This window comes from Rahnella sp. AA, assembly GCF_002834385.1.
Lineage (GTDB): Bacteria > Pseudomonadota > Gammaproteobacteria > Enterobacterales > Enterobacteriaceae > Rahnella.
Genome location: NZ_PITQ01000010.1, coordinates 95,046 through 119,351, shown reverse-complemented (window position 1 = coordinate 119,351; position 24,306 = coordinate 95,046). Strand labels below are relative to the sequence as shown.

Below are 24,306 nucleotides of genomic sequence, written 5' to 3'. Positions count from 1 at the left end.
GCAGGGTTGCCAACCTTTCATTTATTTATGGATTCATTGGCAGCGTTTATCACTCCACAGTAAGGGATAGGCATGTCTAATAGCTTTCAGGAAGAAATACCCAAGGCTCGCGTCAATATTAAACTTGATTTACATACTGGCGGCGCTCAGAAGAAAGTCGAATTACCTTTAAAATTAATGGTCATGGGCGACTACAGCAATGGTAAAGAAATCCGCCCATTGTCAGAGCGTGAAAAAGTTAACATCAACAAAAATAACTTTAACAGTGTTCTGGCCGACTTCAGCCCGTCGCTTAGCCTGACCGTGGAAAACACTCTGGCCGGCGATCGCAGCGAAGAAATCGTCAGTCTTAACTTCAAAGAGATGAAAGATTTCGAGCCTGAACAGGTTGCACGCCAGATCCCACAACTGCGTGCGATGCTCGCTATGCGTAATTTATTACGTGACCTCAAATCCAACTTACTAGACAACGCCACTTTCCGCAAAGAACTCGAAACCATCCTGAAAGATGACAACTTGAGCGATGACCTGCGTGCTGAACTGGCTGCTCTGGCTCCCCAGAATTCTTAACCCTTCCTGAACGGATTAACCCGAGACTATGCTGATGTCTGCTACTGAAAACAGTCAAGAAAGCCGCACAACCGTGCTGGAACATGCCGACGCAGGAAGTGTTTATGCGTCTTTGTTTGAAAAAATCAATCTGACCCCGGTCTCCGCACTGGGAGACGTTAATGCCTTCCAGGACGATCAGGCCCTGTCTGATGTCACTACCGATGAACGTGTCACAGCGGCAGTTCAGGTCCTCCTGGAACGCCTGAAACAGTCCGGCCAGAAAGTTGAGCGTCTGGATAAAACGTTGCTGGATGGCCACATTGCCATGCTCGACGAGCAAATCAGCCGCCAGCTTGACGAAGTCATGCATCACCCTGAATTCCAACGCATGGAATCCGGCTGGCGTGGTCTGAAGTTCCTGGTAGACCGTACTGATTTCCGTCAGAACGTAAAAATTGAATTGCTGGACGTTTCTAAAGACGACCTGCGTCAAGACTTCGAAGATTGTCCTGAGATCATTCAAAGTGGCCTGTATCGTCATACCTACATCCAGGAATATGACACACCGGGCGGCGAACCAATCGGTTCTGTGATCTCCAACTACGAGTTTGACGCCAGCCCGCAAGACGTCGCGCTGCTGCGCAATATCTCTAAAGTGTCTGCCGCAGCACACATGCCGTTTGTCGGTGCTGTCGGCCCTAAATTCTTCCTGAAAGATTCCATGGAAGAAGTGGCCGCCATCAAAGATATCGGCAACTACTTTGACCGTGCTGAATACATCAAATGGAAATCTTTCCGTGACTCCGATGACTCACGCTATATCGGTCTGACCATGCCGCGAGTGCTGGGTCGTCTGCCTTACGGGCCAGACACCGTGCCCGTTCGCAGCTTCAACTACGTTGAAGAAGTGAAAGGCCCGGATCACGAGAAATACCTGTGGACCAACGCCTCTTTCGCATTTGCAGCGAACATGGTGAAAAGCTTCATCAAAAACGGCTGGTGTGTACAGATCCGCGGCCCGCAGGCGGGCGGTGCAGTCACTGATCTGCCAATCCACCTGTATGATCTGGGCACCGGCAATCAGGTGAAAATCCCGTCTGAAGTGATGATCCCGGAAACCCGCGAATTTGAATTCGCCAATCTCGGCTTCATTCCACTGTCTTACTACAAAAATCGTGATTACTCCTGCTTCTTCTCCGCGAACTCCGCGCAGAAACCGGCACTGTATGACACGGCTGATGCTACCGCGAATAGCCGTATCAACGCGCGTCTGCCCTACATCTTCCTGCTGTCACGCATTGCGCATTACCTGAAGCTGATTCAGCGTGAAAACATCGGCACCACCAAAGATCGCCGTTTGCTTGAGCTTGAGCTCAACACCTGGGTGCGCTCGCTGGTGACTGAAATGACCGATCCGGGCGACGACCTGCAGGCTTCTCATCCGCTGCGCGACGCTAAAGTGACCGTAGAAGATATCGAAGATAACCCGGGCTTCTTCCGCGTGAAACTGTACGCCGTACCGCACTTCCAGGTGGAAGGTATGGACGTCAACCTGTCATTGGTTTCTCAAATGCCGAAGGCGAAAGCGTAAAGGGCCGGGGTGGTAATGAAAATTTATCGACCACTGTGGAGTGAGGGGGCATTGCTGTCCCCTCAGCAGTTCCAGCAGCAGGCCCTGTGGGAGGCGCACAATAACCAGTGCATCGCCCACCTGGCTGTAGTCAATCCCTGGGGCGTGGCAAAAGCTGAGTTTGATGACGGCCTGCTGAGCGTACAGCGCTTGCAGGCTCTGCATCTGACGGTACGACTGTCTGACGGCACACTCGCGGATACAGGGAGCAGCGACCTGCTGCCCCCTGCACGTGATTTATCACAGGACATTCCTGCGCAGACTACCGAACTTACCATACTTCTGGCGATGCCTTTATTGCAGGCAAATACCAGTAACGTACAGATGACCGACGTCGCCGGTGACCGCCCGCTGCGTTACCGTCAGGAATGGGTAAACGTACAGGACATGTTTGGTCAGGAAGTAGAGTCTATGGCCGTTGCACGCTATGCCCTTTCGTTACGCTTTGATATCGAGCAAAACGACGAATACCTGACTTGTCCGGTATTACGCATTGTGCGCGACGGGCAAGGTGGCTGGAGAAAAGACAGTGCATTCATTCCGCCGCTGTTGGCCATGTCAGCGCACCCTGAGCTGGTGTTAAGCATGGAGCAAATCCTTACACAGCTTCAGGCAAAACGCCGTCGCCTCATGAGCATGCGCCGCGAAAGCAATCAGCGCATGGCGGATTTTGCGGTGGCTGACGTATCGTTGTTCTGGCTGCTCAATGCCCTCAATACACACGTATCCGTCCTGTCTGAGTTGGTGAAATACCCTGCCCGGCATCCGGAGCTCGTCTGGTTTGAGCTATCCAGGCTGGCGGGAAGCCTGCTGACATTTTCTCTTGAGCATGACATCGAGGCGATCCCAGCCTACGACCATGCGTCACCAGAAACCGTGTTCCCGCCACTGCTTGATTTGATCGGTAAACTGCTGGAAGCCAGCCTGCCTTCACGCGTGATCTCACTTGAGATGCAGCGAGTTAACGGGCAGCAATGGAAAGCACCTCTCAATGATAGCCGGTTGCGTGAAGAGGCTGACTTCTATCTGTCAGTGCGCTCGACCTTGCCAGCGTATCAGCTGATTTCACAGTTCCCCGCGTTGTGCAAAGTGGGGGCGCCAGACGATGTTAATAATATCGTGAATATCGCTCTCAACGGCGTTCCGCTCATTGTTCTAAGCCATGTTCCTGCCGCTATACCGTTGCGGCTTGAAAATCAGTATTTTGCGCTCGATCTGAATCATCCTTCCGCGAAAGCTATGCTGGATTCCGGGGTATGCATGTTCTATGTGCCGGAGTTGCTGGGTGAACTTCAGCTGGAACTGTATGCGGTGCTTCGCTCATGAAAAATGAAATCGATATTGATGAGCTTCTGGCCGATACCTGGCTCGCTGTCGTCCAGTTGCGTAACGGTGTTGTCGCAGAAGAAGGTGATGAGTTGTATGCGCGCTGCCGTGCACAGGTTGAACGGACTCAGGATCAGCTGAAGCTGGCTGGCTATGACGAAGAAAGCATTGAACATATTACGTATGCGCAATGTGCACTGCTCGATGAAACAGCTCTGGGTCGCCAGCAGTCTGGAAATCCACCAGATAACGGGCATCTGGCGTGGCAACGCGCACCGCTGCAGGCCCGTTTCTTTGGTTCATTGCAGGCAGGTAAAGCGCTGTACGAGCGGATACGCACCGTACTGCGTCAACCTGCGCCGGACATTGCGGTTCTGACCTGCTTCCACCGTGTTTTGTTACTGGGTTTTCACGGCCAGTACGGTGCGCAGGCGATCAACCTTCAGCAGCGCGAACAAACGCTGGAAGCACTCACTGAACGTGTGATGCCTTTCAAAGTGGCGCTCCCGGGTACATTGCTGAGCAAAACAGGACGTGTTCGTGGCAACGCATTGCTGCGATCGCCGTGGTCCTGGGTGCTTATCGCTATTGTCGTGGTAGCCGGTGTCTGGTGGGGTGGTCATCTTTGGCTACAACATGCTATCAGCCAGCAATTGCCGGGGCTGCACTGATATGCGTATAGGTTCCCGAAAGTCTGTTTACTGGCTGACTGCGCTGGCAGGTAGTCTCATCCTGGTTTTGTGCTGGGTATTCAGTCCGTTTGGCATGCCTGAGAAACTGATCGCCAGCGTGACTACCTTGGTGCTGGGACTTTTGCTGATGTGGTGGGCAAAGCGTCGTGATGTGTACGTCGACACAAGCACGCGTCTGGACAACCTGCCGGAAGCCTCGTTTTCTCAGCCGGTTGTTCTGGTCTGCGGGGACAAACTGGATGTTTTGTTCGGTGATACCACGGTCCGCGTAACGCCGCTTGCCTGCTATGTCAAAACGGATCCTGCTAAACCGCTCTCCGTTTTCGTTGATGCGGTTTTATCGCAACGCCCGGGCTGGATCCGCCAGATGTCCATGCTCTTAAGCGTGGCGCCTGAAACTCATGCCGATGAAGCTGTGTTTAGGGCAGAGATCAAAAGCTGGCGCCAGCAGTTTCATCGCCTGCAAAAACGTATTGGGTGCCGTATTCCTGTTCTGTTCAGCTGCTGGCTGAACGGGCCCGCATCGCCATGGTTTATCGGTGCGGCCGACGGAAAAATGGTGGTCAGGGAAGAAGAGGCAGGTGCGACATTGCTGGACGAATGGCTGGGTACGGCAGGTACACAGACTCAGTCCGCACGCCAGGCACAGGCAACCGTTCTGGATGCTGCCTGCATATGGCTTCGCACCGTGCTGCTCGACGAAATGCAACGCCCTGAGAGTTTATCTCCACCCGTCCGTCCCGTGGGTATTGGTGTGCGATTTGTGGCCCTATCAGGCATCGCGGATAACATCTGGTCAGCCGCTCTGCAGCGCCGGACTTCGCTCAGTGCCCTGATGCCTTTGCAGGCAGGTCAAGAAGGCGTGCTGCCTTTCCCGGATCCTTTACTCCCGCTGTTGTCCGGCACCACGCGGCATATCCGCGCAGGGCTGGCTCCGGTGCTTAGCATTATCATCTTGATGTGTTTTGCCGTGGCAGCCATCGGTTTTTCCGTAAACAACAATCTGTGGCTCATCACGCGTGTCGGTATGGATCTGAACCGCTATCGGGCCATTTCGATGGATAACTATATTCCGAAAGCTGAGGCTGTAGGCGTACTTAAACAGGATGCGCAGTTACTGGAACGCTATCACCGTCAGGGTGAGCCAATGCGTCTGGGGATCTGGCTCTATCAGGGAGAACGTCTGTGGCTGGCATTACAGCAGGAAATCGATCGCTACGTTCCCCCGCCGCCACCTCCACCGCCCGTTGAGAAAGACACACCGAAAACCGTGCGTCTCGATGCCCTGTCGCTGTTTGACACCGGCAAATCCGACCTCAAACCGGGTTCCCTCAAAATGCTGGTAAACGCGCTGGTCGACATCAAAGCCAAACCGGGCTGGCTGATCGTCGTCGCCGGACACACCGACATTACCGGAGACGCGAAGGCCAATCAGGTTTTATCCCAGAAGCGTGCGGAATCATTGCGCGACTGGATGCTCTCCACCAGTGATGTTTCCCCGACCTGCTTTGCGGTTCAGGGCTACGGCGCAACACGCCCGATTGCAACAAATGACACCCCGGAAGGCCGTGCAGCTAACCGTCGTGTCGAAATCAGTCTGGTGCCGCAGGCAGACGCCTGCAAGGCAACAGCAACCCCCGATTCATCAAATGATTGATGGATGCTTAACCTAGAAATGGAGAACTACCCATGGCAATTCCTGTTTATCTGTGGCTGAAAGACGACGGCGGCGCGGACATTAAAGGCTCCGTAGACGTAAAAGATCGCGAAGGCAGCATCGAAGTGGTTGCGCAGGAACACAACCTGTACATCCCGACCGATAACAACACCGGCAAACTGACGGGTACTCGTATTCACACCCCGTTCCTGTTTACCAAAGAAATCGACTCATCCAGCCCGTATTTGTACAAAGCAGTGACCACCGGTCAGACCCTGAAATCTGCTGAGTTCAAATGGTACCGCATCAACGACGCTGGCCAGGAAGTTGAGTATTTCAACACCAAGCTTGAGAACGTCAAACTGGTGAAAGTCGCGCCAAAAATGCACGACATCAAAGACCCGGCTAAAGAGAAACACAATCATCTCGAAGCGATTGAGCTGCGTTACGAAAAAATCACCTGGACTTACAAAGACGGCAACATCATTCATTCCGATTCGTGGAACGAACGTACCACCGCCTAATTACCCGTCATCTTTCGCGCCGCAGATGCGTTGGCTGCATTCGCTCACCCCGGTCACATAGTTATCTATGCTCCCGGGGCTTTGCGAACTTGCCGCCTTTCTGCAGCACGAAATATTTAGGGTAATACCCTGTGCGGACAGGATTTTCTGTCCGCCGTTTTCCTGAGCGTCTGCGTGTCGGGTGCTGAGTAAAAAAACAATCTGCCTTCCGCCCTGATGCGCTTTAGGTTCCTGATGACAAGGAAACAGCGACGGGCGGTAGCGTACCTAAAATCAAGGAGCAGCCCGCATGGAACACCAGTCAGCCGTTTTACTTCGTCGTTTGAACCCGTATTGCGCGAAAGCGCTGGAAGCTGCCGCGACTCTTTGCCAGACCCGCGCACATGCGGAAATCACGCCTGAACACTGGCTGCTGAAACTGCTCGAGCAAGGCGAAGGTGATATCACCGTGCTGGCCCGCCGTTATGAATGGGACATGGACGCGCTCTGGCAAAGCCTGCTGGCCCATCTCGATGCCCTGCCGCGTTCTGTGCGCACCCGCCCGCAACTGTCCGACGATTTGCAGACGCTGATGAAATCTGCCTGGCTGGCCGCCTCTTTGCAGGACGACAATCAGACTATCCGCAGCGTGAATCTTCTCGAAGCTCTTATTGCCAAACCTAAACTGCTGCGCTGCGAGGGCCTGTGGCCGCTGTTCAGCCTGAGTGAAGAACATCTCCGCCGCCTCAAACCGATGCTGGATGCGGTGTCAGAAGAGCGTTCAGATCTCCAGCAACAAGAAAGCCTGAACATGCCGGTCTCCTCACTGAATGAGCCTTCTGCCACGCCGAAAGCGGATAATCTCTCCAGCCTCGGCCTGAGCGAAGCCCTGCAAGCCGCACTGGATAAGTTCACGCTGGACGTCACCGCAAAAGCGAAAGCCGGGCAAATTGATCCGGTATTTGGCCGCGATAACGAAATCCGCCAGATGGTTGATATCCTCTCCCGCCGCCGTAAAAATAACCCGATCCTCGTGGGCGAACCGGGCGTGGGGAAAACCGCGCTGGTGGAAGGCCTTGCGCTGCGCATCGCGGAAGGTAACGTGCCGGACAGCCTGAAAACGGTCAGCCTGCGCACGCTGGATTTGGGTCTGCTACAGGCCGGTGCGGGCGTTAAAGGCGAGTTCGAACAGCGTCTGAAAAACGTCATCGACGCCGTCCAGCAATCTCCGGCGCCGGTTATCCTGTTCATCGACGAAGCGCACACCATCATCGGGGCAGGTAATCAGGCCGGTGGCGCGGACGCCGCCAACCTCCTCAAACCTGCCCTTGCCCGCGGCGAACTGCGTACCATCGCCGCCACCACCTGGTCTGAGTACAAACAGTATTTTGAACGCGATGCCGCCCTCGAGCGCCGCTTCCAGATTGTCAAAGTCGACGAGCCGGACGACGAGATGGCCAGCCTGATGCTGCGCGGTCTGAAATCCCGCTACGCCGAACACCATGGCGTACACATTACCGATGAAGCGGTAAAAGCCGCCGTCAGCCTGTCGCGCCGCTATATCACTGGCCGTCAGTTGCCGGACAAAGCCGTAGATTTGCTGGACACCGCCAGCGCCCGCGTCCGTATGAGCCTCGATACGTTGCCGGAAGATTTAACCCGTCTGAAAGCGCAAATCACCGCGCTGGAAATGGAAGAGCAGGCACTGCTGGAAGATATTGCGCTGGGCAACAAAACGCACGGCGATCGCCTTGAAAAGATTGAACAGGAGACCGATCGTCTGAGCGAACAGCTCACTGCGCTGGACACGCAGTATCACGCGGAGAAAGCCCTGACGCAGCAACTGCTGGAGACCCGCCAGGACATCAGCCGTCAGCAAGAGATCGCCAGCCTGCAGGATCAGCTCAGCCATTTGCAGGGCAATACGCCGCTGCTGAGCCTGGATGTTGATGTGCGCACCGTCGCCACCGTGATTGCCGACTGGACCGGCGTGCCGCTGTCCAGCCTGTTAAAAGACGAACAGACAGATTTGCTGCAACTTGAAAATCACTTGGGGCAGCGCGTCGTCGGACAGGATCACGCGCTCGTGGATATGGCGCAGCGCCTGCGCGCCGCCAAAACTGGCCTGACGTCAGAGAACGGTCCGCTGGGCGTATTTCTGCTGGTCGGGCCGAGCGGCGTGGGTAAAACCGAGACCGCGCTGTCACTCGCCGACTGTCTGTTCGGCGGCGAGAAATCCCTGATTACTATTAACCTCAGCGAATATCAGGAAGCGCACACCGTTTCCCAGCTGAAAGGTTCTCCTCCGGGCTACGTTGGTTATGGCCAGGGCGGCATTCTGACCGAAGCCGTGCGCAAACGTCCGTACAGCGTTGTTCTGCTCGATGAAGTCGAGAAAGCGCACACGGATGTCATCAACCTGTTCTATCAGGTCTTCGACCGCGGCTTTATGCGCGATGGCGAAGGGCGAGAGATCGACTTCCGTAATACCGTCATCCTGATGACCGCCAACCTTGGCAGCGACCACATCATGCAACTGCTGGAGGAACAACCGGAATCGACAGACAGCGATTTGCAGGAAATGCTGCGCCCTATCCTGCGCGACCACTTCCAGCCCGCGCTGCTGGCACGTTTTCAGACCCTGATTTATCGTCCGCTGGCCGCCAACGCGCTGCGCACCATCGTTGAGATGAAACTGGCGCAGGTCGCCAAACGCCTGAACAAACATTACGGCCTGCAAACCACCATCGAAGAAAGCCTCTACGACACGCTGGTCGCCGCCTGCCTGCTGCCGGACACCGGCGCGCGTAACATCGACAGCCTGCTCAACCAGCAGATCTTGCCGGTGCTGAGCCAGCAACTGCTGAGCCGCATGAGTGAGCAACAACGCACCACTTCACTGGCGCTGGGCTGGGATGAAAAGGAAGGGATTACGCTGGAATTTGATGCTGAAAAAGGAAATAACGCATGAGTGCATCCGAAGTCCTAAACCTGCTGCAAAACCAGTCACGTTACCGGGTAGATGTGCACGGCTGTGCGGCATTTCTCGACGTACTGCGCTTCGAAGGCGAGGAATGCCTGAGTGAGCCGTTTGAATACATTATCCATGCGACCTGCACGGACGCTGACCTGACCGCCGAACAGATGGTGTTGAAACTGGCCACGTTTACGATGCAGACGCCCGTGTTTGGCATCGCCGGCACCGCTATACCCGTTCGCGTCGTGCACGGTGTGATCCAGCATTTTTCCCGCATTTCTACCTCAGCGGATGAAACGGTTTACCGGATTGTTCTGGTGCCTCGCGTGGCGCTGCTTCGTCATAGTGAAAAGTGCGCCCTTTACCTCAATCAGTCCGTTCAGGAAGTCGTCGAGAAAGTTCTGCGCGATCACGGACTGGAAGGCGCGGATTTCGAGTTCCAGCTTTCGCAATCTTACCCGGCCCGCGAACTGATCACCCAGTGGCGCGAGACGGACTTAGCCTTCATACAGCGCTTACTGGCAGAGGTCGGGATTTACTGGCGATTTGAAATGGACACGCGTTTTGAGCATGACGTCATTATCTTTGCGGACAGCCAGCAGCAATACAAATTCGGCATAAGTCTGCCTTTACGTAATCAGGCGGGCATGAGCGACAGCGGTGCAGAAAGTGTCTGGGCGCTGACCACCCGTCATCAGGTAGTTACACAGCAGGTCACCACCCGCGATTATAACTACCGTGATGCGCTTAGCCCGATGGACAGCACGGCCAACGCCGCTGGTGGCGATGACACCACAGAAGGTGAAGCCTACCATTACGCCGAACCGTTTCTGGAGTCCGGCGCAGAAGACGCCGTGGAAACCGGTGCGTTTTATGCACGCCTGCGCCATGAGCGACTGCTTAATACCCAAAAAGCTGTCACCGGACGCAGCAGCAGCCCACAGCTGGCACCGGGTCAGGTGCTGGAAGTGGACGGCACCCTGCCTTCTGTACTCAGCCCAGGCATCTTGCTGACCGGCATCCAAACCAGCGGTTCACGCAAGAATGCCTTCACGGCTCACCTGACCGGCCAGCCTTACAGCGAAACTGTTTGTTTCCGCCCTGTTCTTCCCGCACGTCCGGCGATTGCAGGCACCTTACCGGCGCGGGTTGAGAGCACCACAAAAGGCGACACCTATTCCTGGCTGGACAGTCAGGGCCGCTATCGCGTGAAGCTTGATTTTGACCGTGACGAACAGGAACAGGGTTACGCCTATCTCTGGCTGCGCATGGCGAAACCTTACGCCGGGGACACGTATGGCTGGCATGCCCCCTTGCTGGACGGCACCGAAGTAGCCATTGCATTTGACAGCGGCGACTGTGACCGCCCGTACATCGCTTACGCCCTGCATGATTCGGCGCACGGCGATCACGTCACTGATGATAACCATACCCGCAACGTCCTGCGCACTCCGTCTTTCAACAAACTGAGAATGGAGGATAAACGTCAGGAAGAGCACGTTAAACTCGCGACTGAATTCGGTAAGACGCAGCTGAACATGGGTCACCTGGTTGATGCCGGACGTGAAAAGCGCGGTGCCGGGTTTGAAATCCGGACGGATGAACACGGCGTCATGCGGGCCGGCAAAGGTATTTTTATCAGCGCCGAAGAACAGCTCAAGGCACAAGGTGAGGTGCTGGAGATGGCACCCGCACTTGGCCAAATCAAGCAGGCCAACAACGAGATGCAGGCGTTGAGCGATGCCGCGACTCAGGCCACCGCGCTGGCATCAGATATCCAGAAACAGCTGAGCTTTGTTCAGGATCGCCTGACAAAACTGCAATCCGCTGCGGTTCTGGTCAGCGCGCCAATGGGCGTGGCACTCACCAGCGGCGAGCATTTGCAGCTTGCGGCAAAACAAAATCTGATGATGAACGCCGGTAACAACGCCGATATCGGCGTGATGAAAAATCTGTTTATCGGTGCCGGTGAAGCGCTGAGTATGTTTGTGCACAAGCAGGACGCAAAACTGATCGCCAATCAGGGAAAGGTCAATATTGACGCGCAAAATAACACGATGGCCCTGACCGCCAGACAAACCCTGACCATTACCAGTTCGGAAGATGAAATCGTCATCACCACGCCGAAAAAACTGACACTCAACGGCGGCGGTTCCTACCTGACGCTGGATGCCAGCAAAATCGAGCACGGCTCGTCAGGAGATATGACCATCAAATGCACGAACTATTTAGTGCCGATGACAGGGGCGTCTAAACCAAGTGATACACCAAAATTCACGACGGCGACGCTGGATATTTCAGAAAAAAATTCTGGAAAAGATTTTTCTGCATAAATATTTAATTACATTCGGATGCTAAAACTCTAATCGACTTCGCGAGGCTTAAATGAAGGTCAATATTATTTATAAATTTCTCGCATCATTGATTTTAAGTTTTTTATAGTCAGTGTTGTTTATGCCGGAAACGATACTTCTGAAAATCCGGTAGATAAAACTCAGCAGTTCTACACGAAATACATTCAACTTTATTTCAAAATTACTCCTCCCGATGCTCCTGAACTGAAAAAACTAATGAAGGACAATGTGTCGCCATCATTTTTAGAAAAAATTAAAAAAGCCCAAATTTGTGCAGATGGAAAGGATCCGGTTTGCCGCATCGAAGAAGTGAGTCCAGAGGATGGCTACGTATATATTATACGAGCCCAGGATGCATACGATGATTGGGTGCATGTTAATGTTGATCCGATATCGCTGAGTGACCGAAAAGCAGTTGTTAAAGTATCACTGGGTGGGGTTCAGGAGAAAGCCCATATACTTTCAGTGAGCCTTATTAATATTAATGACCATTGGAAAATAAATTCTGCTTCGGATCTCAGCCCCGCTAAATATCGCTTTAAATAATTACGCAGTGAACAACCTTAGATATAAGTAAATTACCATGCAAATAATAAAAGACTTCAAGTTTCGTCCATTTTATATAGGTTAAAAAATGCTTAATAAATTAATATGCTGTGGGTTGTTTGCTTTTACAACTAGTGTGGCTTCGTCGCCAAACCAGTCACAATCTCCAGAAGAAGCGGCTATCTCTTTTTATCATGATTACTTAACTTCCTCTCAACTCAATGTGACAGAAAGTTTAAAACAATCCGATATAGCGATTGCAAAATATACTACTCGTCATCTGCAAAAAGAAATTAACATGGATAATTCCGGTTCAGACTACTTCACTCACGCTCAGGAATTTTGCCCTGAGTGGGCAACCAATATTGCGGTGTCAAATACAAAAACCAAAAGCGACACTTCCCATATAATATTGACCCTGGGTTTTGAAAAAAGCTTTTCTTCGTATGATGTAGGCTTGATAAAAGAGCAAAGAATCTGGAAATTAAATTCTGTTAAATTCATTAGCAGGCGGTCTGGTTATTGTAATTAATGTTACATCGGGATGAACATGTTCAATATTCCTAAAGCGATTGAAGTATTACATACTAATGCGTCCATAATCTCAGCTAATAATTTATCAAGATTTAAACAAGGACTTGATCAAAAACTAAAGTATGGTAAATCACAATGCGCACATTATGTAAAAATAGCGATATCATCCGCTGAAGGTGGAGCATTACCCTTAAAGAATTCTGGTATAAATTCTGCAAAAGATTATGGTCCTTGCCTAATTGAAAATGGCTTCCACGCTGTCGATGGAGCAATGTCAGCTCATATTGCTGGAGTTTACTCAATCACAGGGCAGCAGGCCGGAGATGTCGTTGTTGTCCAAAGTGCGCCGAATCATCCGGACGGCCATATGGCAATGTTTGATGGTACGCAATGGGTGTCCGACTTTGTTCAGCCGAAAGGATTCTATCCAGCTGCAATTTATCGCACAAATAGCATAAGTTTTGTCTTGTATCGTTACGGTGATGCCCAGGATGCCCCACCTCCCGCAGAAAACAAGACCGACAATAAAGATCTTCATATCTGTTACCCCATCACCAAAAATGCCAAGGGCGACGAGTTTGGCAACAGTGAAGAGATACTGTCTCATATAGAAAAGGAACCCGCGGGGTTATATCTGGTTGGCCGGAATGGGATGTGGCACGGCGGTATTCATATCAGTTCTGTCACTACGCCATGGTGTGCTCTGAGCGGAAACGGAGCCTCGGAATCTACTGACTTCCCAACGCCCTATAAAGGAGGACAATCCCTGCGATGCATGGCAGATGGCGAAGTCGTCGCTTACCGTATTTGTAAGGATTATCTTCACGCGCCGTGGCCCTCCGGTGAACTCAGCTATTCAGGCTCTTTCGTGCTGATACGCCATTATCTCCAGCCGGGTGAAGACAAGAAAAGTAGTCTGACATTTTACACGCTGTACATGCACCTTGCCCCATGGTCGGCTTATCAGGGCAAAAAAGGAGAAACAAGCTGGAAAATCAACGAAAAAAACGGCTTATCCGCCTATGAAGATGCGGACCGTACAGTACGTAAAGGCACATTACCAAAGGGTACTAAAGTTCGTTGGGATGAGAATGATGAGGGTTACAAAACTCAAACGGATAAGGGCCGCATTTATGGCAATGTCACTCTTGACCAGGATGTGATTGTCAAAGCTCATGGACAAACACCCGAAAAAAAACTGTTCAGTAAAGGCGAATTGGTATGGGTTCTGGCGGACAGAGATAATTTAAAAACAACGGAATCTGTCGTTATCCCACCAGCATGGTGGGCGCATTTCCTGCCACCATCAAAGGAAACGCTTGAATACGACAAGGTTGTCTGTCCGAATCCATTACGTATTAATGCCAAAGATCCTGTAGGACATTTGGGTTATTATCAAAACCCGGTCAGCATGGGCTATATCCCCCGCTATCAGGCACATATTGAATGTTTGAGTGTGGACGAAAACTTACCGACATTCCTGACCAACCCGGATAAAGTCGAGCGGGATAAACCTTTGTACCTGAAATATTCACCGGGATTGCTTCGTTATAATAAAGATCTCTCTACCGGTAAATTTGTTAAAGAAACACAGGTAACCCGCTCAACTGGCATTGCCACATTATCGAAGATTAAACCGGCTAGTGGGCCTGTTGATGGCACCAATCCGGCCGAAACGTATTATCAAATCTATCCGGAAACGGCGTGGCTGGCAAAAAGCAGTGTGAAGTTGTTATCGCGATATGACCTGGGCGATCTGGGCTTTACGTTGACCGATGATTCGCCTCAAAGCTTTGATAAACTTGAAGGTAAAATTCCGCCAGAAAGTCTGATAAAAAAAATACTGGATATATTGCATCACGATTCACAGCAGGATATGCGTATTGACTATGCGTTGATGCAAACAAACTACAAACGTCTGATTGATATGCTGAGCGCTAAACCTGAAAGCTATTCTCCGGAAGAATACCGCCAGGCGATACACAATCCACACATGCGTGATTCGCTCTTTAGAATCATCGCAAAACACCCCAGTGAATGGTATTTCAAGCCGGCAGATTCCTTGTGGCAAACCTTCCTTAAGAATCTGGCAAAAGATCAGCCTGAATGGAAAGCCTACAATGAGACAGCGATTAAAAAACTGGGCTGGATACAGGATTTGGACAAAAGCAAAGTGGCTTTGGGACCGTCGTTGTGGCATATGCATCCGATAGTGTTTTTGAATATGATGAGTTCGAAGGGACGTTTTTCATATAAATACTCAAACTATAACATCACTCTCGATGATGCTTTAGATACTCAATTGAAGCTCGGTAACAATGGTGGGCCTACCATGCAAAAAGGCGGAGGGTTCCCTCGGATAAGCAAGGAAGAAATCCGTCCTTACTTTGATCCTGAGATACATCTGGAAGAACCTGATATTTTCCAATATCTTGATATCTCTATGCCAGTAAGTGTTACTGAGGAACAAATGAGAGCCTATCTTTCAAACAAAAATATCTTATCCGGACATGAGGCAACATTTTTAAATGCGGCTCAAAAATACGGTGTGAATGCTATTTATCTAGCTGTTCATGCATCGCTTGAAACAGGAAATGGGAAAAGCCCACTCGGTACAGGTATTATAGTAGATGGTGTAAAAGTATATAATATGTATGGAATTGGCGCGTTAGACGGAAAAGCAGTTGTTACTGGTTCGAATATGGCTAAGAAGATGGGTTGGACTACGCCAGAAAAAGCAATAGATGGAGGTGCATCATGGATAGCAAGTCATTATATACTTGCGAAACAAAATACATTGTACAAAATGAGATGGAATCCTGAGAATCCTGGCACACATCAATATGCCACAGCAGCTAATTGGGCCTTAGCTCAAAGTAAATCACTTAAGCGCGAGTGTGATCTATTCCCTGAAGTTACTTTACCTTTGGATATCCCGGTATATAAAAAATGAAAATTAAATTCTCATTTAGAAAGAACGCCATATCTATATTATATTTGGTTACTATATTCACAATCAATAGTGCTCTGGCTGAGAGTGATTCATGTCAGAAACTACAAAATACTGCCAAAGTGACTACGATAAACGGCCAAACAGATATACCGAGGGATACTTACGTATTTGCAAATAAAAATAGAGTGATGTTCTATAACGCACCAAATGAACTGTGTAAAATTAATGACATTTTTGTTGTGAATGGTGATTTGCTATATGCATATAAAAAATTCCTCACATATACTTATGTAAGCTATCCAACAATTAAAGGACAATATGTTTTTGGTTGGGTAAACAGCGATGACATAGATGCTTTCTCCCCTGAAAAAGCAGTAAGAAATAAAAAACGACTATTCATTACAGATTTTATTGTAATGAACGATAGCAATTGGTTCGGATTGGGAAGTAACTATGAAATTTTGGGCGTCAAAGAAAACGAAATATCATCAAGTTTCATAGGTGATTTTCCAAATAACGTTGGTGGTCTGGATAAGTTTTACGCACATGAATACACGAACTTTTCAATCATAGAATCTAACGTTGGTTATGATAAAAGACTGTGGACCATGGATGATAGTAATATAATTTCCTCCATCACCTTAAAAACGCCAAATTATAAAACCATTCGCAATATAAAAGTTGGTGATTCTGCCAATGACATCCGCAGTGCATACAATTTACTACCAGATAAAGAAAACAGCAACAAAATTGGATATTTATTTTCCGAGATGTCTTTAGTTTTTAATTTAAACAAAGAAAAAATAACCTCAATCGAAATGTCCTTCATTACAGATAATTAAAAATCCTGAAAATATAAAATCACTTTATTAAATATAATTAGTGAGCTTATGGGGTCCATAAACTAATCAGTGATCCACCGCACTGGTCAGACGATGGTCGTTAGAATTAATGAGGTAAGCATGTTCAGAATACTAGCGGTTAGTGCATTATTTTTTACATCAATTATATGCTTTGCTAAAGACCCAGTTGTCAAAATTAACACAGGCATTGTGGTTCCATCCAGTGATTATGGTTATTTTTTATACACACCAAGAAAAATCATGGATACAGATATTATATTTATGGAATATAATTTTAATGGTAAATTAAAGTGTTGCGTGAAAATAAATGGCAATGAGTTAGCATGGCGGGAGAAAACAACAGCAGTAAGTGATGAATCTGGAGGGCAAGATGTTAATCTTTATATTCCCATCAAAAATAATAAGATAAAAGAAACAGTTCCAAAGATATCCATTATTTTTTCAGAGCATGATTCTAAGTCATTTTCACCTGTAATCAGTAGGAGTGAAAATAACGTAACAGTTTTAGTGAAAGGCATGAACTATTATTTTTCCATGTGTAATAGCCAAGAAGGTGTGCATATCTACTCTGTAGGAAATAAAGTTGATGGGCATTTATATTATCCCCTTGGGTACGAAGTCAAACCAACGTGCCCTAAAGCTATTTATGATTACTAGTTGATCAAGAGGTTAAAAATGTTGAGCTTGAAATTCTTCCGTTTTCTTATTATTTCTGTTGTTTTATCTTCAACACAACTAATGGCTTCTACTGAAAAACCAGTAAAAGGACGCTTTGTTATTACACAAAAAGGTGAAACACTGAACGATGGATCCAGAGAGTCGATCACTTGGTTATTCAATATCGATGGGAATGGGGGTGGAGCATTAAAAAACTCTTCTTGGCATGCTTTTTTTACTTGTGATGGTGTTTATAAAATCACTCAGGATTCAGGACAGCTAGAATTCATGTGGGATAGAAATGCAAATCCGAAAAAGGTATGTTATACCCCTTCGCCACAATTTATAATGAAAAAAGAAAATGGACACTGGCTTATTAAAAGTAAATTATTCCCATGGGGAGATGGCGGTTGGGAGCAAATAGAGAAAATTACGGAAAATTAAGAAAAATTAAAATTGCGCCCCCAATAGTTAGCGTTTTTTTTTAAAAAAATGACGATGGGATAAGGTTTTCTTAACATAATCGGATAGTGCTATTATTTTATGTGAATAGCTATAAGATCAATTTGATATAAAAATTGGTGATTCTGTCAATGACATCGGAAGTATAGGCACTTTAATGCCGACAAAATAACACAACAGCAATTTTTCACCATTAATTCAATAACTTTATTGGTAACTAAAATGAAAAAAATACTTACTCCTAATGGACGTATCATAAAAAAGCAATACCTCCTGGCATTTTTATTAGGCGGACTTCCATTGCATACAGTTGTAGCAGCTGGTTTTGATTGTACTAATTCTAGCTTGAATGAAACTGAAAAAAAGATTTGCGATACTTCTTACCTCAGTAGGACTGATAGTCTAATTAATGAAATGTATTCAGCTAAATCCGCGAGTAGTATCAGCCAAGGTACATTAAAACGAGATCAAGTGAAATGGTTGCGTGAAAGAAATCTTTGTGGTGGTGATGCGAACTGTATAGAACTATCATACAGAAATAGAAAGCAACAACTGGATTCTACATTGGGCTTCCTTTCTGTCGAACAAATATTTAAGAATGAAATAGATCCTCCATTAGACGAGAATATCGTTAATAAAAATGGTTTTGTTATTAAGGATAATCCTTGGAAAGTAAGGAAGTTGTTTTCAAGAAGTGAAGTTTCTCATGAATTAAACCTATCAAGCGGTAGTGACGATCCTCGCGCCTGGCAGATTATGACATATAAAGTGGTTAACGGTGATCTTGTTTTGTTTTTTGCTGTAACGACACAAAACAGTATTAAAATCATTATGTATCGAAATGATAAAGCAAGTGTTTTCACTACACATGATTATAATAGAGGATTAAAAAATGCAAAAGACATATCATTGATAAGTCAAGACCCAACTTCATTCACTTATTCCATGGCTCCAGGTGTGGATTATTTAGATGATAGTACAGAATTCTTTAAAGTTAATATAATAAATGGTTTTATATCGCAACCTATAAAAACAGAAGTTTTGGATGAAGCATCCCGGACAGAAGCCAAATGGGTAGGTCATTGCGGGAGGCATAGTTGTATCGGTAATAGCGTATCGCCGGATAAAAAATGGCGCATCGCAACGCCTTATCTATCTTACGAAAATTCTGATGAAGGAATTTATTTTTTTCCAGAGAATAACCCAGACCTTGGTGTTAATGTTTTCATGCCCCAAACAGACAATAACGACCGTGAATATGGATACAATAGAAATTTTACCTGGGGTGAGGAAAATACATTTTATTTTGATAATGATGGCGGCCTTGCATGCATATGGAAAAGTAACATTGAGAAAAAAATAACTGAGCGTATTTTGCCTGTTGAAGGGCTTATAAAACCCTTCTATGTCAATTACAGCAGCCACCCCTATGTTATTTCAAGCCATGAAAATTACTCATCTATTGATAATGAATCAAATCGACTAGATGGTTATTTTATAGCTAAAAATTAAACTAATTAGTATGTTCGTTATATTTTTATTAAGAACCTTAATATTTCCTGATTCCTTTTGAGTTCAAGCAAACGTATAAATATGGTGAAAAAACCCACAATCTAAATGTGACTTCAACACGGCTGATACCATGCTCCTCCACAATAATTTCACCCCGCTCTGTAAAAGGATTTGCCCATGTTTCCTGTTGTTCGCGTTGGCGATAAAACCACTCATGGTGGAATGGTTTTGGCTGGTTCCGGCACGATGACGTTTGCGAATATTCCCGTTGCCCGTAAAGGCGATAAGGTGTCATGCCCGATACCCGGCCATGGGCCGACAACTATTATTGAAGGCAATCCTAATTATCTCGACAACGGTATTCCTGTGGCCTTTCACGGCCATAAATGCGCCTGCGGATGTACGCTGATAAGTTCTCTTCCTGCGGCGCAGGTAGGATAAAAATGCCCGTCAATCTCGATATTATTCCCGCTATTGCCCCCAAAGTGGTCCGGCCCCGCGTTCGTCGCTGGCTTATTTTCTGGGCGTTTCTTCTGCTGACGGGCGCGGTCGCCACGCTCTGGTTCTGGAAAAACGAACACACCGGCATGGCGTTCTGGTTCACTGCCGCCGTCGTTCCTACCGCCGTATGGGGCGTCCTCTTCAGCCTGCGGCGCATCAGCTATAAATGTGACCAGATCTGGGCGGCGTCGTGGAATGAGGAACGTAATCAGCTTCTTGAAGATGAAACGTTGCGGGGTCAGCGCCACCTCTGGCTACACGGGTGCGCATCGTTAACCACGCTGGGGAAAAATACCGGCGCGCTGGTCAGCGCCGTGTTGAAAAACACCCCGCTGATGTCTTCCTCTGTTCCACGAACCGGGGGCGCTACCGTTCGGCATACGCGCCTGGGAAATGAGCACAGTACGGTGCCCGAGCTATTGCTGGAATGCCGTTCGGTTCTTAGCGTGCGGATGAACAGCCTGCTCGACGCCCTTCCCGCTGAAATGCCGTGTTACGTCCTGCTCGATATCCATGTCGACAGCAACCCTGCGGTAAACGCGGCTGCGGCACAGGAGTTTCGTGGCGTGTTTTCCCGTCCGCTGCGGCAGATAAATGGCAGCGGGCTTGCTGCTTTAGACAGCTGGACAGACATGACCTGGGGCATTCCGTCGGCTCTGCTGATAGTGAGTACCCAGATCAATGCTTCACCCACCAATAACAGTGGCGAAGCTGCCGCTGCCATGTTGCTGACCAACTGCCCGTCGCCAGCCGATCCGCAGGCGGTACATATTCACCGGCCGGAACGCGGCAGCGCTGGCATGCTCAGCAAAACGATGTCCCGCGCGCTGTTGTGGGCGAAAGCAGCTCCGGCATCTGTCACACAGGCCTGGCTTACCGGCGGGAACCTGCTGACAGACAGCGGGTGGAGTACCGCCTGTGAAACCAACGCGCTTGCGCTGAATATTCAAAAGCAATGCGGCTTCATCGATAACATCACAGGGTTTACTGGCGTTGCTGCGCCATGGCTCGCCTACATCACGGCGGCCACACAGTGCCGCGAAGATGGCATCACACAGGCTGTTGCGGTGCAAACCGCCACGGACGAAATTTGGGTTGGATGCGTTTCTGCACCGGCCTCAGACGTTAAGGACATTCAGGACTCATCACTGTGACAATCAGATCCCTGCTGGGCAGTACTTTCTTGCTGTTGATTTTTATCGTCCTCATTGTGGCAGGTGCCCTCACCTTCTATCCGCAATGGGTGGCCTCCACGTTCGGCATCGGTCCGCTGTCGCCTTCCGGCATCTGGACACTTTGCCTGAGCCTCGTCGCCGGACTGGGCGCACTGTTCTGGCTGGTCGAACGTCTTTTCGACCGCGTCGGCAAAGCCGGTGTTCGCGTGCAATGGCATAAACAAAAAAATCAGCAGGCAGGGGCTGGCACCGCTTCTGATGTCGCCACTGCGCCCTCTTCGCCTTTCCCCGGGCTGGATGAACAACTTCGGTTTCGCTACGGCCGGTTCTGGCACAGAAAAGTGCGGATCCTCTGGGTGACGGGCGACACGGGGCTGGTCGAGCAGGTTGCACCCGGCCTGACCGGGCAGCACTGGCAGGAAGGTGACGGTACCGTGCTGCTGTGGGGCGGTTTACCTGACGTTCCCGCGGACGCTGAACGGGTGCAGGCCGTCCGTCAGTTACGTTCACGCCGCCCGCTGGACGGTATTGTCCATGTCCTTGACGGTGAAAACTTACCGGGCACAGCATCGCTGGATGAAATCCTGCGCCAGCGCCAAAAAAGAGACGCGCTGCTCGGCTGGCAGGCACCGGTTTACTTCTGGGTGCTCGGCAGCAGCGAATGGTCGCAGGCGGGTCGCGAGACCGGAACCGTCGGTTGCCTGACGCCGGGAAAGGTAACAGCAGATGCCGTACTCAGCGCACTCGATGCATTAATCCCTGATTTACGTCAGCAGGGAATGGCGCAACTGGCAGTGGATACCCGTTACGACTTCCTATTGCGTCTCACCGATAAACTGCGCAAAGAATGGCGTGCGGGGCTAAAAAGATTGCTGACCGCCGTTACGCAGGGCCCTTCTGCACTGATGCTGCGTGGCCTGATGTTCAGCCTGCCAGTCACAACAGAAGCAGGAACGGCGCATAACTGGGTACCGGTGCCGGTGTGGCAAGGTGTTTTGGAGGATTGTCGTCGCACAACCGGCAAACGCGTGGGCTGGCCATGGGAAAGGATCCTGCAAATTTCGCTTCTTTCTCTGATTGCCCTTTGGGGTGCAGGCACCCTGCTCTCTTTATGCATTAATCAGCAGCAGATCGCCGGGTCTCAGGAAAAAGCTGCGATGGCGGCAGATACGCAGCAACCTCTGGCGGACCGTCTGACGCATCAGCTGGCACTGCAACAGGAAATTGCAAAATTACAGTTCCGTGAGACGTCGGGTTCGCCGTGGTATACGCGCTTTGGTCTCAATCAAAATGCCACACAGCTGGCAGCACTTTGGCCGTTGTACCAGCGAAACAGCGAGATGTTAGTGCGCGATCCCGCACAGGCTAAACTCAGTCAGAGACTGACGGAGTTTGTCCAGCTGCCGCCGGGCAGCCCGCAGCGCGACGCTTTAACGCAACAGACATACGCAGAGCTTAAAGCCTACCTGATGATGTCCCGCCCTGATAAGGCAGACGCCACTTTCCTGAGTCAGACATTAATGACAGCCTGGCCGCAGCGCGAAGGGGTTCCGAACGGTCAGTGGCAAAATGTCGGGCCAAAACTCACCGCCTTCTGGGTACAGAATCTGCCAGCACATCCGGAGTGGAAAACCACGCAGAACAAAACGCTGGTGACTTCAGTACGGCAAATTCTGCTCAAGCAGATTGGCCAGCGCAATGCCGAAGCCGCCCTGTATCAGGACATGCTGAAGAAAGTCGCCAATAATTATCCGGATATGACGCTGACCGAAATGGTCGGCGATACCGATGCTTCATCGTTGTTTGATACCGAAGAAATTGTACCGGGAATGTTCACCCGTCAGGCGTGGGAAGAACAGGTTCAGGATGCGATTGATCAGGTGGTCGCGACCCGTCGCAATGAAATTGACTGGGTGCTCACCAGCAAATCCCAGCCTGCCGCTGACGACATATCACCCGAAGCGCTGAAAGAACGTCTTACCGAGCGTTATTTCACTGATTTTGGCAATGCGTGGCTGAACATGATCAACAGCCTGCACTGGCAGGAGCCCGGCTCGTTGTCTGAAGCGATTTCTCAACTTACGCTGATGTCTGACGTCCGTCGCTCACCGATGGTCGCGCTGATGAATACCCTCGCCTGGCAGGGGAAAACGGGGCAAAAAGGTGAAGCCCTGGCCGATACACTGGTTAATTCAGCCAAAAAACTGGTAGGCAAAAAACAGCAACCGGTGATCGAACAGGCGGGTGGCCCGCAAGGTCCGCTGGATGCCTCGTTCGGCCCGCTGCTGGCGATCATGGATGGGAAAAACGGCGGCGCTGGCAACAGCAACCTCAGCTTCCAGGCCTACTTAACCCGTGTGACGCAGGTTCGTCTGAAACTTCAACAGGTCACCACGGCACCGGATCCGCAGGCAATGACGCAGATGCTGGCGCAGACCGTGTTTCAGGGCAAAGCCGTCGATCTCACCGATACCCGTGATTACGGAAGTCTGGTTGCCGCCAGCCTCGGACAGGAATGGAACGGATTTGGTAAGGCGATGTTCGTACAACCGCTGGAACTGGCCTGGCGTCAGGTGCTGCAACCTGCGGCCGGTAGTCTGAATGCACAGTGGCAAAGTACCGTTGTAGACCAGTGGGATATCTCATTCGCCGGGCGCTATCCGTTTGCCACGACAGGCAGCGACGCGTCCTTACCGGTCGTTGCACAATATCTTCGTGCGGATTCCGGACGCATCTCGCAATTTCTGAAAACACAGATGAGCGGGATTTTACATCAGGAAGGTAACCGCTGGGTTCCGGACGCCATCACCAGTCAGGGCCTGACCTTTAACCCGGCATTCCTGGATGCTATCAACCAGTTAGGGCAATTGTCAGACATCATCTTTGCCCAGGGTGATGCGGGCTTACGCTTTGAACTGATGGCGCGACCATCGAAAGACGTGGTGCGCACCCAGCTCACCATAGACGGGCAGGATCTGGATTACTTCAACCAGATGGAAAGCTGGCAAAGCTTTACCTGGCCTGGCAAATCCTATTATCCGGGTACCCATCTCAGCTGGCGCAGCATCAGCTCCGGTATGCAACTGTTCGCAGACCAGACAGGTAACTGGGGGCTGATCCGCTTACTGGAAAAAGCACAGGTCACACAGCTCGACAGCAGCCGCTATCAGCTGGTCTGGAAAACGCCTGACGGGCTTCCGCTCAAATATATTCTGCGCACTGAACTGGGCAACGGCCCGCTGGCACTGCTGGCGTTACGCAATTTCTCATTGCCGAAGAAAGTCTTTTTAGATGACGTACCGGTCTCAGCGGCCCTTGCGGCTGACCCCGGCGCAGCCAATACCCACGATATGTCAGACAGTGAAGACATCCCCGCCGGAACCCCCTCCGGCTCTGGTGAATAAAGACTTCG

At 49.9% G+C, this 24,306-nt stretch carries 18 protein-coding genes; all 18 read left to right on the top strand.

Annotated features, from left to right (window positions below; genetic code table 11):
• Positions 1-72: 72 nt before the first annotated feature.
• Positions 73-570: a type VI secretion system contractile sheath small subunit gene (gene tssB / locus CWS43_RS21200; protein ID WP_101079108.1), complete on the top strand. Its 498-nt coding sequence runs from the start codon at positions 73-75 to the stop codon at positions 568-570.
• Between the two features lie 28 nt (positions 571-598).
• On the top strand, positions 599-2,143 hold the full coding sequence (tssC, locus tag CWS43_RS21195; RefSeq protein ID WP_101079107.1) for a type VI secretion system contractile sheath large subunit: 1,545 nt from the start codon (positions 599-601) through the stop codon (positions 2,141-2,143).
• A 15-nt stretch (positions 2,144-2,158) separates the two neighbouring features.
• A complete protein-coding gene (gene tssK / locus CWS43_RS21190; RefSeq protein WP_101079106.1) occupies positions 2,159-3,508 on the top strand; it encodes a type VI secretion system baseplate subunit TssK in 1,350 nt (449 codons plus the stop codon).
• Positions 3,505-4,179, top strand: coding sequence for a type VI secretion system protein TssL, short form (gene tssL, locus CWS43_RS21185; RefSeq protein WP_101079105.1), 675 nt, complete (start codon positions 3,505-3,507; stop codon positions 4,177-4,179). Before tssK ends, tssL begins: the two co-directional genes overlap by 4 nt.
• Before the next feature lies 1 nt (position 4,180).
• The gene (locus CWS43_RS21180; protein ID WP_101079104.1) at positions 4,181-5,857 is read left to right on the top strand and encodes an OmpA family protein; all 1,677 of its coding nucleotides are present in this window, start codon (positions 4,181-4,183) and stop codon (positions 5,855-5,857) included.
• 32 nt (positions 5,858-5,889) lie between these two features.
• Positions 5,890-6,381 (top strand): type VI secretion system effector Hcp, encoded by a 492-nt coding sequence (gene hcp / locus CWS43_RS21175; protein ID WP_101079103.1) that lies wholly within the window; start codon positions 5,890-5,892, stop codon positions 6,379-6,381.
• A gap of 289 nt (positions 6,382-6,670) precedes the next feature.
• Positions 6,671-9,331, top strand: a complete 2,661-nt coding sequence (gene tssH / locus CWS43_RS21170; RefSeq protein WP_101079102.1) for a type VI secretion system ATPase TssH — start codon at positions 6,671-6,673, stop codon at positions 9,329-9,331.
• Positions 9,328-11,670 (top strand): type VI secretion system Vgr family protein, encoded by a 2,343-nt coding sequence (locus tag CWS43_RS21165; protein WP_101079101.1) that lies wholly within the window; start codon positions 9,328-9,330, stop codon positions 11,668-11,670. The genes tssH and CWS43_RS21165 overlap by 4 nt, the downstream gene beginning before the upstream one ends.
• Before the next feature lie 237 nt (positions 11,671-11,907).
• Positions 11,908-12,237: a hypothetical protein gene (locus tag CWS43_RS21160; RefSeq protein WP_369825913.1), complete on the top strand. Its 330-nt coding sequence runs from the start codon at positions 11,908-11,910 to the stop codon at positions 12,235-12,237.
• A gap of 88 nt (positions 12,238-12,325) precedes the next feature.
• Positions 12,326-12,769 (top strand): DUF3828 domain-containing protein, encoded by a 444-nt coding sequence (locus CWS43_RS21155; protein WP_101079099.1) that lies wholly within the window; start codon positions 12,326-12,328, stop codon positions 12,767-12,769.
• 18 nt (positions 12,770-12,787) lie between these two features.
• A complete protein-coding gene (locus CWS43_RS21150) occupies positions 12,788-15,724 on the top strand; it encodes an N-acetylglucosaminidase (protein ID WP_157825426.1) in 2,937 nt (978 codons plus the stop codon).
• A complete protein-coding gene (locus CWS43_RS21145; RefSeq protein WP_101079097.1) occupies positions 15,721-16,566 on the top strand; it encodes a hypothetical protein in 846 nt (281 codons plus the stop codon). The genes CWS43_RS21150 and CWS43_RS21145 overlap by 4 nt, the downstream gene beginning before the upstream one ends.
• Positions 16,567-16,686: 120 nt before the next feature.
• Positions 16,687-17,244 (top strand): hypothetical protein, encoded by a 558-nt coding sequence (locus CWS43_RS21140; RefSeq protein ID WP_157825425.1) that lies wholly within the window; start codon positions 16,687-16,689, stop codon positions 17,242-17,244.
• A gap of 18 nt (positions 17,245-17,262) precedes the next feature.
• Entirely contained in the window at positions 17,263-17,688 is a 426-nt protein-coding gene (locus tag CWS43_RS21135) for a hypothetical protein (RefSeq protein ID WP_101079095.1), read from the top strand.
• A 240-nt stretch (positions 17,689-17,928) separates the two neighbouring features.
• Entirely contained in the window at positions 17,929-19,218 is a 1,290-nt protein-coding gene (locus CWS43_RS21130; RefSeq protein WP_101079094.1) for a lysozyme inhibitor LprI family protein, read from the top strand.
• Between the two features lie 177 nt (positions 19,219-19,395).
• Entirely contained in the window at positions 19,396-19,659 is a 264-nt protein-coding gene (locus tag CWS43_RS21125) for a PAAR domain-containing protein (RefSeq protein WP_101079093.1), read from the top strand.
• 2 nt (positions 19,660-19,661) lie between these two features.
• Positions 19,662-20,873, top strand: a complete 1,212-nt coding sequence (locus tag CWS43_RS21120; RefSeq protein WP_101079091.1) for a hypothetical protein — start codon at positions 19,662-19,664, stop codon at positions 20,871-20,873.
• Positions 20,870-24,298 carry an ImcF-related family protein gene (locus tag CWS43_RS21115; protein ID WP_101079089.1) on the top strand — a complete coding sequence of 1,143 codons (3,429 nt, stop codon included), beginning with the start codon at positions 20,870-20,872 and terminating at the stop codon, positions 24,296-24,298. Before CWS43_RS21120 ends, CWS43_RS21115 begins: the two co-directional genes overlap by 4 nt.
• Positions 24,299-24,306: the final 8 nt, after the last annotated feature.

Excerpts from the sequence above, each read along its gene's own strand:
- CWS43_RS21130 (WP_101079094.1), top strand. The coding sequence starts at position 17,929 with ATGAAAAAAATACTTACTCCTAATGGACGTATCATAAAAAAGCAATAC.
- CWS43_RS21120 (WP_101079091.1), top strand. The coding sequence starts at position 19,662 with ATGCCCGTCAATCTCGATATTATTCCCGCTATTGCCCCCAAAGTGGTC.
- tssK (WP_101079106.1), top strand. The coding sequence starts at position 2,159 with ATGAAAATTTATCGACCACTGTGGAGTGAGGGGGCATTGCTGTCCCCT.
- CWS43_RS21135 (WP_101079095.1), top strand. The coding sequence starts at position 17,263 with ATGTTGAGCTTGAAATTCTTCCGTTTTCTTATTATTTCTGTTGTTTTA.
- CWS43_RS21165 (WP_101079101.1), top strand. The coding sequence starts at position 9,328 with ATGAGTGCATCCGAAGTCCTAAACCTGCTGCAAAACCAGTCACGTTAC.
- tssB (WP_101079108.1), top strand. The coding sequence starts at position 73 with ATGTCTAATAGCTTTCAGGAAGAAATACCCAAGGCTCGCGTCAATATT.
- CWS43_RS21180 (WP_101079104.1), top strand. The coding sequence starts at position 4,181 with ATGCGTATAGGTTCCCGAAAGTCTGTTTACTGGCTGACTGCGCTGGCA.
- CWS43_RS21140 (WP_157825425.1), top strand. The coding sequence starts at position 16,687 with ATGTTCAGAATACTAGCGGTTAGTGCATTATTTTTTACATCAATTATA.
- tssL (WP_101079105.1), top strand. The coding sequence starts at position 3,505 with ATGAAAAATGAAATCGATATTGATGAGCTTCTGGCCGATACCTGGCTC.
- CWS43_RS21150 (WP_157825426.1), top strand. The coding sequence starts at position 12,788 with ATGTTCAATATTCCTAAAGCGATTGAAGTATTACATACTAATGCGTCC.
- CWS43_RS21155 (WP_101079099.1), top strand. The coding sequence starts at position 12,326 with ATGCTTAATAAATTAATATGCTGTGGGTTGTTTGCTTTTACAACTAGT.
- CWS43_RS21145 (WP_101079097.1), top strand. The coding sequence starts at position 15,721 with ATGAAAATTAAATTCTCATTTAGAAAGAACGCCATATCTATATTATAT.
- CWS43_RS21160 (WP_369825913.1), top strand. The coding sequence starts at position 11,908 with ATGAAGGACAATGTGTCGCCATCATTTTTAGAAAAAATTAAAAAAGCC.
- hcp (WP_101079103.1), top strand. The coding sequence starts at position 5,890 with ATGGCAATTCCTGTTTATCTGTGGCTGAAAGACGACGGCGGCGCGGAC.
- tssH (WP_101079102.1), top strand. The coding sequence starts at position 6,671 with ATGGAACACCAGTCAGCCGTTTTACTTCGTCGTTTGAACCCGTATTGC.
- tssC (WP_101079107.1), top strand. The coding sequence starts at position 599 with ATGCTGATGTCTGCTACTGAAAACAGTCAAGAAAGCCGCACAACCGTG.
- CWS43_RS21125 (WP_101079093.1), top strand. The coding sequence starts at position 19,396 with ATGTTTCCTGTTGTTCGCGTTGGCGATAAAACCACTCATGGTGGAATG.